The organism is Chroococcidiopsis cubana SAG 39.79 (genome assembly GCF_003991895.1).
GTDB lineage: Bacteria > Cyanobacteriota > Cyanobacteriia > Cyanobacteriales > Chroococcidiopsidaceae > Chroococcidiopsis > Chroococcidiopsis thermalis.
Window position 1 is genome coordinate 76,648 of sequence record NZ_RSCK01000012.1, and the last position, 16,733, is coordinate 93,380.

The window sequence follows — 16,733 nt, forward strand, 5'->3', positions numbered from 1 at the left end:
GCAGTTATTAGTTGCCAGTTACAGACGCTGGAGCAGGCTACGACCGTGGGTATCCGTACCGCAGGTATTTAACAAGTGGTATTGTTGAGCCAGAGCGCGTACTTGTTGAGTTTCTTTCGGGCTAGGTCGCCAGGGATGGGGATTGTTGTAGGCATAATATGTTTCTACCCCATCAATTCCCAGTTGGTTAGCAGCAGCAATAAGATCGAAAGGCGATCGCTTGTAGCGAGCTGGGTGAGCTAAAACTGCTAATCCCCCCGCTTCATGGATTGCACTAATAATGCTAGCAGCACAATATGCTTCTCCGGTTGCAGTACGTCTTTGGAGATAGGGCTGCATACGTGCGTGTTGGGGATCGAATGCATATGCCAGAATATGCACTTCTGTATCTAACAATCCGGCATTAATCTCAACTCCACTCCATAAGTGAGGCACGCAGTTTTCTAAATCTGGATGATGCAATTGCCATTGGGCTAAATAACGCTGAGCAGCTCGATACCCACCTATAGTATGGTGGTCGGTAATTGCCAATCCTCGCAGCCCGATTGAAATTGCTTGCTCGATCGCTTCTTCCGGTTCTAACCTACCGTCAGAATATACCGTGTGCATGTGGAAGTTGAAAGTTAGCGGGCAACTTTCAGCATCAATTGTCTGAAAAACTCTCTGCAACTGCTGGCTCAATAAATTAAAAGTCTGGGCATAATAGACAGCCATAACCGCCTCAGAACGAATAGACGTTCGTTTAATTTCTCTAACATACTGCCCACTTATATCTGTGTATCACTCGTTACCTATTCCGCAATTGGAAGTTAATTTGGAGCGATCGCAGCGATCTGGGGGAAGACTTTCTTTTCAATATGTTAAGACTAACTTAGCAAAACAATACACTTAATGGCACGATTCGGCTGATGAGAATTTTCGATGAGTCAATTCAGCTATCAGTTACCAGTTATCAGTTATCAGGGAAGAAAGGGTGTGGGGTACAAACTAATGCGTGAATTCCGAATTCCGAATTCCGAATTTATTACACCCATGCTACGGCAGCTTCCCAGCCCTTACCTTGGCGGATAATTTCTGGTTCGTCTGTCGTCATGTCAATAATTGTCGAGACTTCATCTTCTGGCTCCGAGCCATCATCGACGATCGCGTCTACTATGTTGTCTAGGCGATCGAATAACTCGACTCGCGATAAGTTAGCTTCAGCCGGAGCAGAGCGCCCGTTGCCATTTTGAGGCAAGTGAGCTGAGGTAGAAATAATCGGATTACCCAAAGTATTTAATAAAGCAGCACAAATTTTATGATTTGGGACTCGAATGCCCGTCGTTTTGCGCTTGGGATTTTGGACTAATTTCGGTACGAGCTTGGTGGCGGGGAGCAGAAAAGTATAAGACCCTGGGATTAAATGCCTCATAATCCGGTAAGCAGGATCGCTGACGATCGCATAAGTTGCCACATTAGAGAGAGAAGGACACAAAAAAGTTAGCGGCTTATCATTTGATAGCTGTTTGATCTGGCGCACTCGCTCCACTGCCGATTTAGAATTAAGGTCGCAGCCGATCGCGTAGACAGTATCAGTCGGATACAGCATGACTGCACCATCGCGCAGCGCTGCGATAATTTCTTCCACGGTGCGAGTTTGAGGATTGTCGGGATGAATTGTGTAGACTGTAGCCATGATCGGGGAGTAGGGAGCAGGGAGCAGGGAGTAGGGGAACAGACAAGGGAGAAAAGGGAGACAAGGGGGAGAAGTCAAAATTCAAAATTTGTCTCTCGCCACTTACCGCGCACCACTTGCCACTTCTTCTCACGCACCACTCACCACTCACTACGCACCACTAACTTATGACAAAACTAGCTTACCTCGAATGTCCTACTGGCATTGCTGGTGATATGTGCTTAGGAGCGCTGGTAGATGCTGGCGTGCCGCTAGAATACTTACAAGAACAGCTTAAGGGTTTAGGAATCGAACGAGAATACCAACTAAGGGTTGAATCCGTTCACCGTAATGGGCAGTTAGCAACAAAATTTCATGTCGATTTACTAGGTAACGAGCATCACCACCACAACCATCATACCCATCATCACGGTCGTCATTTGCCCGAGATTGAAGATTTAATCCTCAAAGCTAATTTACCGATTCGTGCTGAAGCTTGGAGTTTAGCTGTTTTTCGTCAGCTAGCTGTTGCGGAAGGAGCAGTGCATGGTATTGCGCCAGAGAAAGTCCACTTTCACGAAGTTGGTGCGGTGGATGCCATTGTAGATATTGTCGGTACTTGCTTGGGTTTAGATTGGTTGGGGATAGATAAAATTTACTGTTCTGCCTTACCCACGGGAGGCGGTACAATTAAAGCTGCCCACGGACTAATGGCGGTTCCCGTACCAGCGGTATTGAAGTTGTGGGAAATGCGGGCTTGTCCAGTTTATAGCAATGGTATCCAAAAGGAATTAGTTACGCCTACGGGAGCCGCGATCGCCACCACTTTAGCTACAGATTTTGGCTCTCCACCCACCATGACGATACAGCGGATCGGACAGGGTGCGGGTTCCATTAATCTACCGATTCCTAATATTCTGCGCTTGTGGCTGGGTGTGGAGACGTTGCATGATGCGCCCCTACAAGGATCGAATACTAGCCCCTTTCTAGAGGCGATCGCGGTACTGGAAACCCAGATCGACGATCTTAACCCCCAGGCGATCGGCTACGTCTTGGAGGCGCTGCTAGCGGCTGGAGCGTTGGATGTTTTTACGCAGTCAATTGGGATGAAAAAATCTCGCCCTGGCATTTTGCTCACTGTAATTTGCTACCCTGACAAGGTGACCGATCTTGAGGCGATCGTCTTTCGAGAAACTACAACTTTAGGTATTCGCCACTATACTCAACAACGGCTGGCTTTACAGCGCGAAATCCAATCTGTAACAACCGACCACGGTACGGTGCGAGTTAAAATTGCTTGGACTGGTACAGCCACAGAGCGTCAAATTACTAACGTCCAGCCAGAATACGAAGATTGCTGGCAAATTGCTCGACGGCACGATCTCCCTTGGCGAGAAGTTCATCGATTAGCGCTGCAAGCTTGGTACGAACAGAATTCGGAATGAAAATATTTCAGAAATTTGTGCTGAGCGAATTCAGCTAAACTTAAACATACCATTTGGTATGGTATTGTATGAATATCTCAGCAAAGAAGGAGAATGTCATGAACTGGTTTCTTTTTGCTGCTGCCGTTATCTCGCTAATTACTTTCCTCGCTCATCTTTTTTGGGGTGGACGTGAGGTGGTAATACCATTACTTGATGCCTCAGATCTCCAAGAAATACCCAAGCTGACAATGTACTACTGCTGGCACATTGTGACGATCGCGCTGTTATTTTTGACCTGTACGTATGCCTGGGCTGCACTGTTGCCAACTAATATTCCTTTAGCTCTAGCTGCAACCAGTATTCCAGCTGCTTGTGCGTTGCTTAATGTGGGATTAATAACTCTACGCAGGCTAAAACCGCTTGATTACCCGCAGTGGGTATTCTTCATCCCCATTACTCTACTGGGATTTTTAGGTTTGTTCTCAACATGACTACGGCTGAACGATTGACCCGCAAAGACTGGCTCGATACTGGCTTGCAACTATTGGGTTCTGAGGGGGAAAAAGCTTTAACCATCGAACGCCTTTGTCAAGTGACCTGTCGGACAAAGGGTTCCTTTTACCACCACTTCAAGAATCACGACGAATTTATTAACGCACTACTTGAGTATTGGCAGTCCGAATATACAAACCGAATTATCACAACCGTCGAGCAACTTGACAATCTGAGCGATCGCCGTCGAGAACTCGACCGTCTAGCAGCAGGAATAGACAGACATATTGAGCGAGCAATTAGAAATTGGTCGGGAGTCGATCGACGAGTGCAACTCGTCCTCAAGCAGGTTGACGAGCAGAGAATCCAATACTTAGTCGGCTTAATTAGTGAGATGGGACAAATTGACGAAAAAATTGCACTTGAACTTGCGATTGTTGAGTATTCTACTTTTGTCGGACTTCAGCAATTATTTCCAAATGCCGATTCTCACTGGCTAGAACAAATTTTTAATCGTTTCAACCAAATGGCTTCTGCTTACTGTGTGGCTCTTCATAGAAAAGAACTTGAGTAAATTAGTCAAGTCACTGAGTTTGTTTTTAGCAAAAAATAGGGTGAGCATAGACTCACCCTCAGCAACAGAACTTATTCAAGAAAATTAGTCAACTGCATCTCTAGCAGCTTGTCCGGCGCGGTCCAAGCTACGTTGAGTGTTTTGAGCTGCCTCGTCAGCTTTGCGTTGAGCGCTCTTGCCTAAATCTCTAGCTGTATCTTTGGCATCTTCAGCAGCACGGCTGACATTTCTGTCTGCTCCTCGTAGGGCATCAGAGGTGTTGTCTTTGATATTTTCCGTACCGCGCTTCGCGCCTTTGGCTAGGTCTTCAGCAGTACCTTTGATCTTGTCTTGGAGACTCTCGGTATTTCGGTTAACATTCTTACCGAAATCTTCTGCGTTCTCACCTTTTTTACCTAGAATTCGCTTGGTGTTTTCGCCAACATCACTTGTTTGGTCGATGACGTTGCGCTCGGCATTTTCGATTAAGGCATTAGCCTTTTTGTTAGCTGCCTTCTCTAAATCTCTGGCTCTGGGATCGACATCGCTAAATTCATTCATTGTCGGTCCTCCCTCAAACTTATTCACCACGCCGGAATCGGGAGAAGTTGCCGTACCACCTGGAACTTCTGGTCTAGGATTCTCCTGTCCTGGGACGGCTAATTTCCCAGCAGGGACATTCTGTCTTCTTCCAGTCACAACTCCTGCATCAGGACTCTTTGCTTGTACAGCACTAGAGCAAGCAGTGCTAACGAAGAGTAAAATTCCTGCCATACAGGTGACTAAAATTCGTCCCAGATGGACTTTTTTCACAGCAGTTACGATCCTGTTCATGTTAATACTCCCTTTAATTGGATAGAGTTATTTGTGAGAGCAAGATGTTTTTTGTTCTTGTTTCGCCACACAATTTTGCTACTCGATTGGAACCTATTGACCTAAAGCAGGATTGCTTTGAGCTTCTGGTCTTCTGCTACCTTCTGCTGCTTTTTCTTGAGTAAACTCCGATGCCTCTCTAAAAGCTTCTTGCACCTTTTCTAAACGGTTACCGAGCCGCTCTCCTAAATCTTCATTTCTTTGGTTCAACCCGCCTGCTTCGGGTTGTTTAAAGTCTTTCGCTGTTTTGATTGGTAATTCAGTTTCTTTTGCTGCTCTACCGGCTGGGGTTTCTGCTCCAGGGTAAAGAAGTCCTTCGCTGTTAGCTGCTACAAGCAGAGAATATCCATCTAAACTAGCGCGATTGGTTGGCGATTTATCGGGTGTCTCTTTAACTGTGGGATCGGTAGTATATTTATCTACGTTGTTGTAGTTAACCCCAGGATTTTTGTGAGGATTGTTATTGCCACCCGCTTGTACAGCAGGGTTATTAGGATTTGCACCTTGGGCTGTCGTTGCATTGCTACAAGCTGCGCTGAAGATCAGTAATACGCTGACTAGGCATACTGTCAGCACTTGGCGCAATCTTAGTTTTTTGAACAAAGTAGTTAACTTTTGCATAAAACCCTCCTATTTACTGAACCAGTCCGCCAAATGCCCTTGGTCTAAGTGCTGCAATAAACACTAGTACTGTTAATCTCAGCCGCGTGCTAAATTTCATGCTTTCAATTAGACTTACTTATATGTGTGTCAAGAGCATTTTGGCGTTATTGTATAAAGTGGCTCGAATTTGACCAACGATTGCTAATCTTAGGCATTTACGAACGATCGCTACCTCTAGCAAAGGGTGCATTTTGCAATCGCTATAGTTCAATTTGTTTCTAACTCAAGAGAGATTCACATTGGAAACTGAATGCAGCACATTTTGTCACGCCTGAAACCTTACTTGCGCTGGATAATACTAGGCGGGACTTTATTTTTCTTAATAACAGCTTTCAAAAACAATTGGCAAGAAGTAGCAGCAATTCGGATTGCTACTTTAGGATGGCTAACTTTAGCGATCGCTTTATGCGTGACTCTACTTGCCCATATCTGGTCTGGATGGGTCTGGACTTGGATATTAGAGGAATTCAACCAGACCGTCAATATTCCTCAATTCGTACGAGTGTATTTGCAAACAAATATTGCTAAATATTTACCAGGGAATGTCTGGCATTACTACGGTCGAATTTCTGCGGCAAAAACTGCTGGTATTCCTACCAGCATAGCAGCTTTAAGCGTATTGTTAGAACCTCTATTAATGGCGGCTGCCGCAATCCTGTTGGCTTTGCTAGGAATCCAATCGGCGATCGCTCTAACTCAAAGTTATATCCAATTGTTACTATTTTTTGTTTTGGCTGGGGTATTGTTAGCAATTCACCCTCATTTGCTAAACTTGGCGATGCGGCTGCTCAGTCGAATGAAATTTAAATCGACTACTACAAATACAAGCGATCGCGTTCTCTGTCAAATTAAACGCTATCCTTGGCGACCTTTATTGGGAGAATTGGGTTTTGTGGGATTGCGAGGAACGGGTTTTTTACTAACTCTACTAGCTATAATTCCGCTATCAATAGAGCGTATTCCTTTATTATTTGCTGCTTTTAGTTTAGCTTGGGTACTGGGATTAGTAATTCCTGGTGCGCCTGGAGGTCTAGGAGTCTTTGAAGTCACGGCGATCGCTTTATTGCAAAACAGTTTTTCTGTTGGTGCAGTCATTAGCGCGATCGCTTTATATCGCTTTATTAGTATTACTGCTGAAGCTACTGGAGCGGGATTGGCTTGGTTAAATGAGAGATTGATAGTTAGTAATTGATAGTTGGTGGTTGGTTACCTGCAAATCATCAATGATGAATGACAGATAGTAGCAATTTTCAATCATTGGCAAATAATAGATATTTTTATAACTATGTGAATATTTGTTCGCCCTACAAATATCGATAAAAATCAGGTGAGCAATGCTCACCATACAAATGTTCTACAAATTTAATAAGATATCATTTAACTGATATTGTCATATTGTCTGCATAAATTGCAAAGATAATCGTGAAAATTTCAATAAAATTAGTCATCCAAACGCAACTTTCTGGAGACTTTTCATGATACATAATTAAGTCGGCAACACAAGCTTCTAAACGTATTCGTGCGGGTTGACAAATTAAGACAATCTTTAATAAAAGTATGACAACCGTGAGCGGATTACCTTGCGATATCAATGATTCTAGTAGTGGTGAAGGCTGTTTTCGCTTATCTGTTGTTAAATAGTCTATCAGTTTATTGCATGTTTTCAGCAACATTGTATCGGTTAGTAGCTGATCGTGCCAGGTTTCATATAACGAATCTAATTTATGCCATAAATTGAGTTTTAAGGTATCAGAAAACTCCTGACTTTCTCCATAGCAGAGTAGATAGTCTTTTAAACTTTGCTTAAACTTTTTGTAGTTCTGTCCCTGAGTTGTTTTGCTAAATACGTTAGCCATGTTTGTATAGCTATAAGTATCGCGTTTAGCTACAATAAGCTTAATGACTCGGAGAATTTCATCTCCTACATCTGTCGGATTTTGAATTTGGCTGTCGATTCCAGCAGATTCAAACCGTGCCATATACATCGCCAAGTCAAACTTAAATCTACACCGTAGTTGTAATGCTCTATTTCTAGCTGCTTCTCGTTGTTCGATTGGGTTTCTTAAGTCGTTGTATTGAGTTGAGAGCAAGATTGGTGCATAGCGAGAATTCCAACGAGCGTGTTCTTGAAATTTAGCCTGAGCATACAATTCTAATTTTTGATAATCGTCGCTTTTAGCAAAAGCTTGCATCCAACCTCTTAAGCGTTCGACCATTGGCGAAAGAGACTTTCGCTTAGTAATCGGATCGTTTAAAATTTCCAGTAGCTGTTGGATGTATTTAAATTTTCTTTTAGAAACCCAGTTATTGACGAGAATATAACACGACCGTTTGAGCGTATAATGAAATTCTTGGCGATCGTTGGCAAATACAATTTCATATATAGAGCGGATGACATTGGAGTTAATTGGGTCATCATCTTGAATAAATAAATGTCTGAATTCCTTCAAAACATTTTCAGGCGACCACTGCTTAATAATATCTAACAAGTAAGCATATATAGTTTCCTGTGCTTCTTCAAAGTTGCTTGTTTGCCGCGAGGTAAGATTGCTTGCAGTTTGTGCTTCGCTGGACGAACCAGTAGCATCGAAGATAGTAGGCTTAACCATACAATGCCTTTCCATGTAGGAAGCGATTTTGTTCGCGCTCGAATTAGGTGTTATATAGTATGAACTATAGTTTAAAAAGTTTTAGTACAGTAGAGTATTTCTGTGCAATTTTATCGTAAACATGTGGTAAACAAACATCCGTAAAATTACGGGTAGAGGGGTTCGAGAAAGGAAGATTTCTGAGTAATATTGCGGGATAGTTTATAGCTATTTCAATGGAAAAGTTGGCAGACAATTGCAATCGGAGCAAACACGTAAACACGTAATTAAAGCACAAAAACCTACGCTGTTAGCGTAGGTTTTTAAAGTATCTTATGGGGGCGGAGGGACTTGAACCCTCACGACCGTTTAAGGTCAACGGATTTTAAGTCCGTAGCGTCTGCCATTCCGCCACGCCCCCTTAGCTATCAGTGTGAGTTTTGACAGGGTTGTCTACCCCGCTTTACTATTCCAGCACTAAAGGGGAATTTATGCAACTAAAAAAAGAAAGTAGGTGTGGAGATAAGGGAGACAAGGGAGATAAGGGAGAGGGGGGAGACAAGGGAGACAAGGGAAAATTCGTAAGTCGGAACAACTTACCACCTGCCACTCACCTCACCGATCGCTGATAACTGATAACTGAAGAGCGGTACAATATCTAAAAACAGGGAATACACCTTAGTTAACAGAGAACTCGCCTTAGGCGATCGCTCGTTCATTTGTACCTACTTGGGAAAAAATTTATGATGGTAGCCCTACTGTACTTAGCTTTGGCAGGAGCATACTTGCTTGTCGTCCCAATTGCACTACTGCTCTACTTAAATCTCAGGTGGTATACGGCTACTTCCTTCGAGCGCGGTTTTATGTACTTTATGGTATTCTTTTTCTTCCCAGGTTTATTGGTTTTATCGCCCTTCCTCAACTTTCGACCCAAGCGCCGCCAAATTCAGACATAGGTAAAGAATTACATAGGAGTGGTTGACACAGTTGCAATGCGACGAATTGACGCGATAGGAGTGACTCTAGGAGTCTTTGCTGCTGGAGGCTTAGCATACGTTGCTTTAAAAGTTGCTGGCTTAGATAATCTAGAAGCTGGGATCTGGAGCCAGCTATTATTAGTAGGTGGTTTGATTGGATGGCTGCTAAGCTATATCTTTCGCGTGATGGGGAAGAAGATGACCTATCACCAGCAGCGAAGTGCCTATGAAGAAGCTTTCTGGCAAAAAAAGTTAGACGAACTCTCACCGGAAGAACTGGAAAAGCTGCAAGCCGAACTGGAAAAAGAAGAAAAGATTAATTCGTAACCCCTAATTTATGACTGCTATTTCCGAGTGTTTTAAGTCTTTGCGCGATCGCCATGAGTGTGCCTTGATCCCATTTATTACAGCAGGCGATCCTGACTTAGCAACGACCGCTGAGGCACTACGGGTTTTGGATGCGGCTGGTGCAGATATTATCGAATTGGGCGTTCCTTACTCCGATCCACTGGCTGATGGACCGACGATCCAAGCAGCAGCTACCCGCGCTTTGCAACGGGGAACAAAGTTAGAGCAAGTCTTGGAGATAGTCGCGGCTGTCAAGTCAGATTTGCGATCGCCAATTGTTTTATTTACTTACTACAACCCGATTTTATACCGAGGGATCGAGCCGTTCTTTCAACAGATCTCTCAAGCCGGGGTCGCAGGGTTAGTCATACCAGATCTGCCTCTAGAAGAGGCGGAATACGTCTTGCAGGTGGCAACCCAATATGGGGTAGAAGTTATACTACTAGTGGCTCCTACCAGCTCGCCAGAACGAATTGAGGCGATCGCACGGCATTCCCAAGGATTTATTTATTTAGTGAGCGTGACTGGCGTAACTGGGATTAGAACTGGATTAGAAGCACGAGCGCAGGACTTGTTACAACAAATTCGGCAGATGAGCGATAAGCCAATCGGAATTGGCTTCGGCATTTCTCAGCCAGAACACGCAGCACAAGTAAAACAGTGGGGTGCAGATGCAGTCATTGTGGGTAGTGCCGTAGTGAAGCGTCTAGCTGAAGGGACGCCAGAGCAAGGACTCGCCGCGATCGCCGAATTTTGCCGCAGTCTCAAAGCTGTTATTGCCAACAAATAATTTTGCCACCTGCTCCCTACTCCCTGCTCCCTTACCCCTGATAACTAATAACTGATAAAGAACGAATTTGAACTCACCAGGCAAACTGATTGTATTTGAAGGTGTTGAAGGTAGTGGCAAGACAACACAAATTCAAGCCACACAATCCTGGCTTCAGGAGCTTTTCAGCTCTGCGATTCCTAAACGAGATGTCATTGTAACGAGGGAACCTGGAGGGACTCAATTAGGGGCAGAACTGCGCTCCTTGCTGCTGGAATCTAGAGGTGAAGCACCCATACTCAGCACGACTGAATTGTTATTGTACGCCGCCGATCGCGCTCAGCATGTAGAAGAAACGCTCAAGGTGGCGATTGCCTCTGGCACAATTATTCTGTGCGATCGCTATACCGATTCCACGATTGCTTATCAAGGTTACGGTCGCGGTTTAGATTTAAATTTAATCCATCAACTCAACGCGATCGCAACTGCTGGTCTGGAAAGCGACTTAACAATTTGGTTAGATCTCGATGTAGAAGTCGGTTTATCCAGAACTAAAGGACGGGGAAGCAACGACCGCATCGAACAAGAGGCGATCGCCTTTCATCGTCGCGTTCAACAGGGATATTCAGAATTAGCTCGACAAGATCCGCACCGCATTGTACGAGTTGATGCTAGTTTGAGTGAAAGCGAAGTTCGTCAACAGATTCAGACGATTTTGCGCCAAAACTTAGCTGAAATACTGCAACAATGAACTCAACACGGAGACACGGACAAGATCGTGCTGTTGTCATAGGAGGGAGCATTGCTGGTATGCTGGCTGCACGGGTACTAGCAGATTATTTTGCGACTGTCGCGATCGTTGATACAGATATGCTACCCAGCCAGCCTCAATCTAGAAAAGGCGTACCCCAATCAGTACAACCTCACGTTTTGTTTGCCAAAGGGTACAGAATATTAGAAGCACTTTTTCCGGGAATCGGTGCTGAACTCTCTACTGCTGGCGCACTATCAATTGATTGGTTGCGGGAGTTTCATCACTTTACCTACGGTAACTGGAGTGCCAACACGACATCTGCCTCAGAAATCATTTCCTGCACTTGCAGTCGTCCGCTGCTAGAGTGGGCAATTAGACGGCGTATTTTAGAGATACCTAATATTGAAATTATTGCCAAACATCGCGCAACGGGTTTGGTGCGCGATTCTCATGGCGATCGCGTTACAGGTATTCGCCTACGTCCCGTGAGTGAAGTCACAGAGAGCGAACTAGTCGCTACATTAATTGTCGATGCTAGCGGTCGTCGTTCCCAAGCACCACAATGGCTAGAAAGCGCGGGATTTACCCCACCAGATGAAACCGTCGTCAATCCATTTCTCGGTTATGCAACGCGCCGCTACCGCGCTCCGGTAGGATTTGATGCAGATTGGAAAATTATGTTAATATCCCAATCTCCACCAGAGAATACACGATTGGGATATTTAGCCAGAATCGAGGGAGGAGAATGGATTGCTACACTAGGCGGCTACAGCAAAGATTTTCCGCCATTGGACGATGAAGGCTTTTTAGCATTTGCCCGCAGTCTCCCCAGTCAGAGATTTTACGAGGCGATCGCATCTGCCGAGCCTGTGTCACCTACCTACGCTCATCGTGCGACTGCTAACAGACTGTACCACTACGAAAAAATTAGGCTACCGCAAGGTTTTGTTGCTTTAGGCGATGCAGTTTGCGCCCTGTGTCCGATTTACGGGCAGGGGATGACAGTCAGCGCTATGGGAGCGATCGCATTACGCGACTGGATAAAGCAAGGATATGGCTCTCATGTAAATGCTTTAGATTTAGATACCTCAGACTTTCAAAAACGTTTGGCTAAACAAAATTCTCTTGCTTGGACTATAGCAACGACTCAAGACTTAGGCTTTCCCAAAACGGAGCAGCACCCAACTAACAATTCAAATAAATCATCGTCAGGCAAGCTAGGCAAGTTCATGCGTTGGTATAATCGGCAGTTGATGAAAGGTACGAGTTCTAGACCAGAACTACATGCCTTGGTGTTGGAGGTAGGGCAAATGCTCAAATCGCCACTTAGCTTCTACCATCCCAAGATCGTCTGGCAGGTGTTGACAGTTATCAGTGACTAGTGACTGGTGGCTGGTGGCTAGATGCTTCCGATTTGCGACTTCTGTACGGGCAGGTTTTGACCCAAGATTTACTGCCTCAGTTGTCGAGCTATTTGCTAAAACTACCCTTACGACTTCTATAAGGGCGGGTTTTGACCCAAGATTTACTGCCTCAGTTGTCGAACTATTCGCTAAACCCGCTCCTACGACTCACGACTTACAACTTCTCCATGACCGCTTCTTTTGCCCAACTCATAGGACAGCATCAAGCAGTAGAATTATTGACTCAGGCGATCGCGCAAAATCGCGTTGCTCCAGCTTATTTATTTGCGGGACCGGAGGGCGTGGGAAGATGCATGGCAGCCAAATACTTTGTAGAACAATTATTCTGCTCTCAAATTCCAGATTCCAAGCAGCAACAAGTGCGCCAGCGCTTGCAGTTGGGCAATCACCCCGATGTTTTGTGGATCGAACCGCCTCAGCCTGAAGAAAAACGCAAAGCAGCACCAGTTATCCGCATCGAACAAATTCGCCATATCGAGCAATTTCTCAGTCGTCCACCTCTGGAAGCACCTCGTGCTGTAGTCGCGATCGAGTCAGCCGAATCTATGACAGAGGCAGCGGCAAATGCGCTATTAAAAACCCTGGAAGAGCCAGGACAGGCGACAATTGTGTTGATCGCTCCCTCTACTGCATCGTTATTGCCAACACTGGTATCGAGATGTCAGCGCATTCCTTTTTATCGCTTGGACTCTCAGTCTTTAGCTCAAGTACTACAACAAGTCGGCTACGCGCATATTTTGAGCCAACCAGCTATTTTGGCACTAGCGCAGGGCAGCCCAGGGGCAGCGATCGCGGCTTGGCAAAAGCTAGAGGGAATTCCGGCTGAATTACTGGCAAAACTTCAGCAGATTTCTCCATCTTGCCATGAAGCTCTAGATCTTGCGCGTCAAATCGATCGCACTCTGGATTTAGAAACTCAAATTTGGTTGGTAGACTATCTTCAGTATTGCTACTGGCAAAAGTTTTTGGCTAGAGAAATGCAGCACTTTCCCTTGGAAAAACTGGAGACAACTAGGCGTTACTTACTCTGTTATGCCCAGCCTCGACTTGTTTGGGAAGTAACGTTACTAGGTTTGACAGATGTAGAGATGTTGCGGGAAACGCCTTTATATCTATAAAATCACCCTATAGATAGTTGCTAATTTTGCCGTTGGCAAAAAAGCCCAAGGTGATCGCAATTGTTAAGAGTTACAAAAATTGCGCTCTACTTTTGCCAAGTTTATGATTAATTTGCCAACAAGTGGATCTTTTTGCCAAAATTGCAATGAAAGAAAAATCTTTAGAAAGAGGTGTCGATGGTTTTCTGATTTTGCTGTTGCCGATAGCATTCGCGATCGTCATCTTCTTTACAACTTGGCCTTTACTGCTGGGGCTAGCAATCTTTAGTATTGGTTATAAAGTATGGCAGTACTATCAGTGGCAACAATGGAGTCGGCAAGTTAATCCCATTTTTTTGCAAGTTATTCAAGCTAATCAAGGTCGGATCGCACCATTAGATTTAGCAATCAAGGCAAATTTGTCTGCTGCTACAGCTAAATACTATTTAGATAGTAAAGCAGCCGAATTTGGCGCTCAGCGACAGGAATATAAAGACTTAGGGACAGTCTATTACTTTATCACCTCCAGCACTTTAGGCAGTATGCTGGACAAGAGCGAACCGCTTAAGGAGTTAGAGCCAGCAAAAGAAAAAGCTCAGAATGCTCAGCAAATTGCCTCACAGTTAGTTAAGCAAGCCGAATCGCTTCCGTTAGAAACTGTCTCAGCTTTTTCTCCTACTCCTAATGCTCCAGAAAGCGCAACCTCCATACAATTGCCGCAGCCGGACGACATCGCAGTAGCTACAGAACAATCAATATCCCACAACCAAAATCAACCTTTACCCCAAACCCTGATCCAGTCAGAACTGGCTAAGCGGCTGAATGTCTATTCCAGCACTGTGTATAAGCGGCGAGACGATCCAGATTTTCCTGAGTGGACTCGCAGTCGCGATCCTGATGGCATTTCTTGGGGATTTTCGGCTGAAACTAAGGAGTTTTATCGAATTTAGCGAGTGGTTGGTGGCTGGTGGCTAGTAGTAGAATTCTTCATCTAATCACTAGTCACCAGCCACTAGTCGCTGCCTCGACGAGCTGATAACTGACTTCCTCTAGCCTCGGAAATAGAGTTTAAATCGTGTTTTGCCATTTTTTGCAGCAATCCCGCGAGGATGTGGTTGACTATACCGATTCCTTCGTAAATCCAGCTAGTGTAAACCTGGATTAGGCTAGCACCAGCGATAATTTTTTCCCAAGCATCTTCAGCCGTAAAAATTCCTCCAACACCAATAATTGGTAACTGTCCTTGAGTTTGTTGGTAGATAAACCGAATAATTTCTGTAGAGCGATCGCGTACGGGTAAACCGCTGATTCCTCCAGCTTCTTCGACAATTGATTTGCCAGTTTTAGCAATTATCTGCGTTTTTAATCCATCCCGGCGGATTGTGGTGTTGGTGGCAATAATTCCAGCCAATTGATAAGTTTGGGCAATGTCAAGAATATTGACGATCGCTTCCCACTCTAAATCGGGAGCGATTTTCACTAAAATCGGTTTTCTTCCCTGATTTTCCTGTTGTAAAGCATCTAAAATTAAGCCTAACTGAGCTGCGTCTTGGAGCGATCGCAACCCTGGAGTGTTTGGAGATGAAACGTTCACCACAAAATAGTCACCCCAGGCTTTCAACAACCGAAAACTGTTGAGATAGTCGGCTGCGGCTGATTCTAAGGGAGTAATTTTTGATTTGCCTAAGTTAATGCCTAAAGGTATTGGTCTAAAAGTAGGAGAGTTATTGTTCTCAGCTAACCGTTGCGCCATCACCTCTGCGCCATGATTATTAAAACCCATGCGATTGAGAACGGCAAAGTCTTGAGGCAATCGAAATAGACGCGGACGAGGATTTCCTGGTTGAGGATGAAATGTCACCGTCCCCATTTCGGCAAAGCCAAAACCAAAATTCGACCAAATATGAGCCGCTACCCCATCCTTATCAAACCCAGCAGCTAATCCCAAAGGATTAGGAAAGTCGATTCCCCAAAGTTGCTGTTGCAATCGCTTGTCTTGCAAACCTGTAGATTTTTGCAGTTGTTCTAAAATCTGTTTCACACCAGGACGCGCGCGATTTCGATCCAGCCAATCTAAAGAATGAATGACGCGATCGTGCATCCACTCAGGATCGGCTTTAATGCCATCAAATAGAAACGGTCTAATTGCAGATTTGTAAATATCCACTTTTTCAGTTATCAGTTATCAGTAAAGAGTAGTGCGTGGTGCGTGAAGAAAGGGTGTAGGGAATTGGTAGTTGGTAGTTGGTAGTTGCACCTTAAGCCCCTCTGCTCCCCTGCTCCCCTGCTTCCTTGTCCCCCTTGTCTCCCTTCGCCCCCTAATCCCCACTCCCTTCGGTCGTGGGATCCCCGAGTTCCCCCTTGTCCCAAAACAACCTAATCCCCATTCCAAAGTCTCTCTACAGTCCAATGACGATCGCTTGATTGATAAATCCTCACACCCGGAATTTCGGCTTGAGTGACGAGTTGTTCGACCTCATCAATTGTAAAAGCTGCGTGCAAAGAATCGCGAAATAAATCTTTCTGGCGATCGCTGTATTCCGTACCAATTCCTTCAACTAACCGATCTATAGTCGCCGCATCACTTGGACGAATTTAAATCTCTAATACAAATGGCTCCTTTGGGTTGCAATACTCGTTTGAGTTCTTGCAAAAAAGGCAAGGGGTTCGGTAAGTGATGAACGAGGCTGTTAGAAATGATTAGATCGAAGTAATCGTCAGGGTAAGGTAGGCGCTTAGCATCTACTATTTCCAAACTAATTCGCTCTTGCAAGCCTGCGGCTTTGACGCTCTGAAAACCTAATTTCAACATATTTTCTGCCAAGTCAATTCCCCATATTTGCCAATGAGGATGCATTTGACTGAGAATAATTGGAATTCGAGCTGTACCAGTCCCCGCATCGAGAACTTTAGCTGTGTCCATCCGACATAACTCACTTGCGGTTTGAGCAAAAGCAGTGTTGACTTCTACGAAATCCATCGCATCGTATTCAACTGCTTCTTCCCAAGAGTCCATCACTTCCGGTTCTAGAATTCTGAGTAATTTGTTATTGGTCATTGGGAAGTGAGTAGTAAGTAGTGAGTGGCTAGTGACTGGTGACTGTTGACTAGAAA

The 16,733-nt window shown here is 44.7% G+C and carries 18 protein-coding genes, 1 tRNA gene and 1 pseudogene; 12 read left to right on the plus strand and 8 right to left on the minus strand.

Features of this window, described 5'->3' with window-relative positions; genetic code table 11:
* Window positions 1–18: 18 nt before the first annotated feature.
* Window positions 19–714, minus strand: coding sequence for a PHP domain-containing protein (locus tag DSM107010_RS10520; protein ID WP_127022917.1), 696 nt, complete (start codon window positions 712–714; stop codon window positions 19–21).
* Between the two features lie 310 nt (window positions 715–1,024).
* On the minus strand, window positions 1,025–1,675 hold the full coding sequence (locus tag DSM107010_RS10525; RefSeq protein ID WP_015156769.1) for an L-threonylcarbamoyladenylate synthase: 651 nt from the start codon (window positions 1,673–1,675) through the stop codon (window positions 1,025–1,027).
* A 167-nt stretch (window positions 1,676–1,842) separates the two neighbouring features.
* Here DSM107010_RS10525 and larC point away from each other — a divergent pair, with 167 nt between their 5' ends.
* The 3 genes from larC to DSM107010_RS10540 all read left to right on the plus strand — a co-directional run bounded on the left by larC (window position 1,843) and on the right by DSM107010_RS10540 (window position 4,147).
* The gene (larC, locus tag DSM107010_RS10530) at window positions 1,843–3,099 is read left to right on the plus strand and encodes a nickel pincer cofactor biosynthesis protein LarC (RefSeq protein ID WP_106168198.1); all 1,257 of its coding nucleotides are present in this window, start codon (window positions 1,843–1,845) and stop codon (window positions 3,097–3,099) included.
* A gap of 98 nt (window positions 3,100–3,197) precedes the next feature.
* Entirely contained in the window at window positions 3,198–3,572 is a 375-nt protein-coding gene (locus DSM107010_RS10535; protein ID WP_015156771.1) for a hypothetical protein, read from the plus strand.
* The gene (locus tag DSM107010_RS10540) at window positions 3,569–4,147 is read left to right on the plus strand and encodes a TetR/AcrR family transcriptional regulator (protein WP_106168197.1); all 579 of its coding nucleotides are present in this window, start codon (window positions 3,569–3,571) and stop codon (window positions 4,145–4,147) included. Before DSM107010_RS10535 ends, DSM107010_RS10540 begins: the two co-directional genes overlap by 4 nt.
* An 84-nt stretch (window positions 4,148–4,231) precedes the next feature.
* Here DSM107010_RS10540 and DSM107010_RS10545 read toward each other — a convergent pair whose 3' ends face one another.
* Entirely contained in the window at window positions 4,232–4,960 is a 729-nt protein-coding gene (locus DSM107010_RS10545; protein ID WP_015156773.1) for a DUF6658 family protein, read from the minus strand.
* A 93-nt stretch (window positions 4,961–5,053) separates the two neighbouring features.
* Window positions 5,054–5,620, minus strand: coding sequence for a DUF6658 family protein (locus DSM107010_RS10550; protein ID WP_015156774.1), 567 nt, complete (start codon window positions 5,618–5,620; stop codon window positions 5,054–5,056).
* Between the two features lie 292 nt (window positions 5,621–5,912).
* Here DSM107010_RS10550 and DSM107010_RS10555 point away from each other — a divergent pair, with 292 nt between their 5' ends.
* Window positions 5,913–6,854: a lysylphosphatidylglycerol synthase domain-containing protein gene (locus tag DSM107010_RS10555; protein ID WP_127022920.1), complete on the plus strand. Its 942-nt coding sequence runs from the start codon at window positions 5,913–5,915 to the stop codon at window positions 6,852–6,854.
* A 181-nt stretch (window positions 6,855–7,035) separates the two neighbouring features.
* On the opposite strand, the gene DSM107010_RS10560 is transcribed toward DSM107010_RS10555, so the two are convergent.
* Together DSM107010_RS10560 and DSM107010_RS10565 are read right to left on the minus strand one after the other, a co-directional pair.
* A complete protein-coding gene (locus DSM107010_RS10560) occupies window positions 7,036–8,271 on the minus strand; it encodes a hypothetical protein (RefSeq protein ID WP_106168195.1) in 1,236 nt (411 codons plus the stop codon).
* 315 nt (window positions 8,272–8,586) lie between these two features.
* Window positions 8,587–8,671, minus strand: a tRNA-Leu gene (locus DSM107010_RS10565).
* 70 nt (window positions 8,672–8,741) lie between these two features.
* On the opposite strand from DSM107010_RS10565, the gene DSM107010_RS38315 reads away from it, so the two are divergent.
* The 8 genes from DSM107010_RS38315 (at window position 8,742) to DSM107010_RS10600 (ending at window position 14,569) form a co-directional block, all read left to right on the plus strand.
* Complete coding sequence (locus DSM107010_RS38315; RefSeq protein ID WP_158631767.1) at window positions 8,742–8,879, plus strand: hypothetical protein; 138 nt, start codon at window positions 8,742–8,744, stop codon at window positions 8,877–8,879.
* Between the two features lie 114 nt (window positions 8,880–8,993).
* The gene (ndhL, locus tag DSM107010_RS10570) at window positions 8,994–9,206 is read left to right on the plus strand and encodes an NAD(P)H-quinone oxidoreductase subunit L (RefSeq protein WP_015156778.1); all 213 of its coding nucleotides are present in this window, start codon (window positions 8,994–8,996) and stop codon (window positions 9,204–9,206) included.
* Window positions 9,207–9,242: 36 nt separating this feature from the next.
* On the plus strand, window positions 9,243–9,554 hold the full coding sequence (locus DSM107010_RS10575; RefSeq protein WP_015156779.1) for a DUF3007 family protein: 312 nt from the start codon (window positions 9,243–9,245) through the stop codon (window positions 9,552–9,554).
* A 10-nt stretch (window positions 9,555–9,564) separates the two neighbouring features.
* Window positions 9,565–10,365 (plus strand): tryptophan synthase subunit alpha, encoded by an 801-nt coding sequence (gene trpA, locus DSM107010_RS10580; RefSeq protein ID WP_015156780.1) that lies wholly within the window; start codon window positions 9,565–9,567, stop codon window positions 10,363–10,365.
* Window positions 10,366–10,432: 67 nt separating this feature from the next.
* A complete protein-coding gene (gene tmk, locus DSM107010_RS10585; RefSeq protein WP_106170765.1) occupies window positions 10,433–11,095 on the plus strand; it encodes a dTMP kinase in 663 nt (220 codons plus the stop codon).
* Window positions 11,092–12,480 (plus strand): FAD-dependent oxidoreductase, encoded by a 1,389-nt coding sequence (locus DSM107010_RS10590; protein WP_106170763.1) that lies wholly within the window; start codon window positions 11,092–11,094, stop codon window positions 12,478–12,480. The genes tmk and DSM107010_RS10590 overlap by 4 nt, the downstream gene beginning before the upstream one ends.
* Before the next feature lie 209 nt (window positions 12,481–12,689).
* Window positions 12,690–13,640, plus strand: a complete 951-nt coding sequence (gene holB, locus DSM107010_RS10595; RefSeq protein WP_015156783.1) for a DNA polymerase III subunit delta' — start codon at window positions 12,690–12,692, stop codon at window positions 13,638–13,640.
* A 146-nt stretch (window positions 13,641–13,786) separates the two neighbouring features.
* Entirely contained in the window at window positions 13,787–14,569 is a 783-nt protein-coding gene (locus DSM107010_RS10600; protein WP_106170947.1) for a hypothetical protein, read from the plus strand.
* A gap of 62 nt (window positions 14,570–14,631) precedes the next feature.
* On the opposite strand, the gene DSM107010_RS10605 is transcribed toward DSM107010_RS10600, so the two are convergent.
* Window positions 14,632–15,786, minus strand: a complete 1,155-nt coding sequence (locus tag DSM107010_RS10605) for a quinone-dependent dihydroorotate dehydrogenase (protein ID WP_015156785.1) — start codon at window positions 15,784–15,786, stop codon at window positions 14,632–14,634.
* Window positions 15,787–15,995: 209 nt separating this feature from the next.
* Window positions 15,996–16,677 (minus strand): annotated as a pseudogene (locus DSM107010_RS10615) (class I SAM-dependent methyltransferase).
* Window positions 16,678–16,733 lie beyond the last annotated feature (56 nt).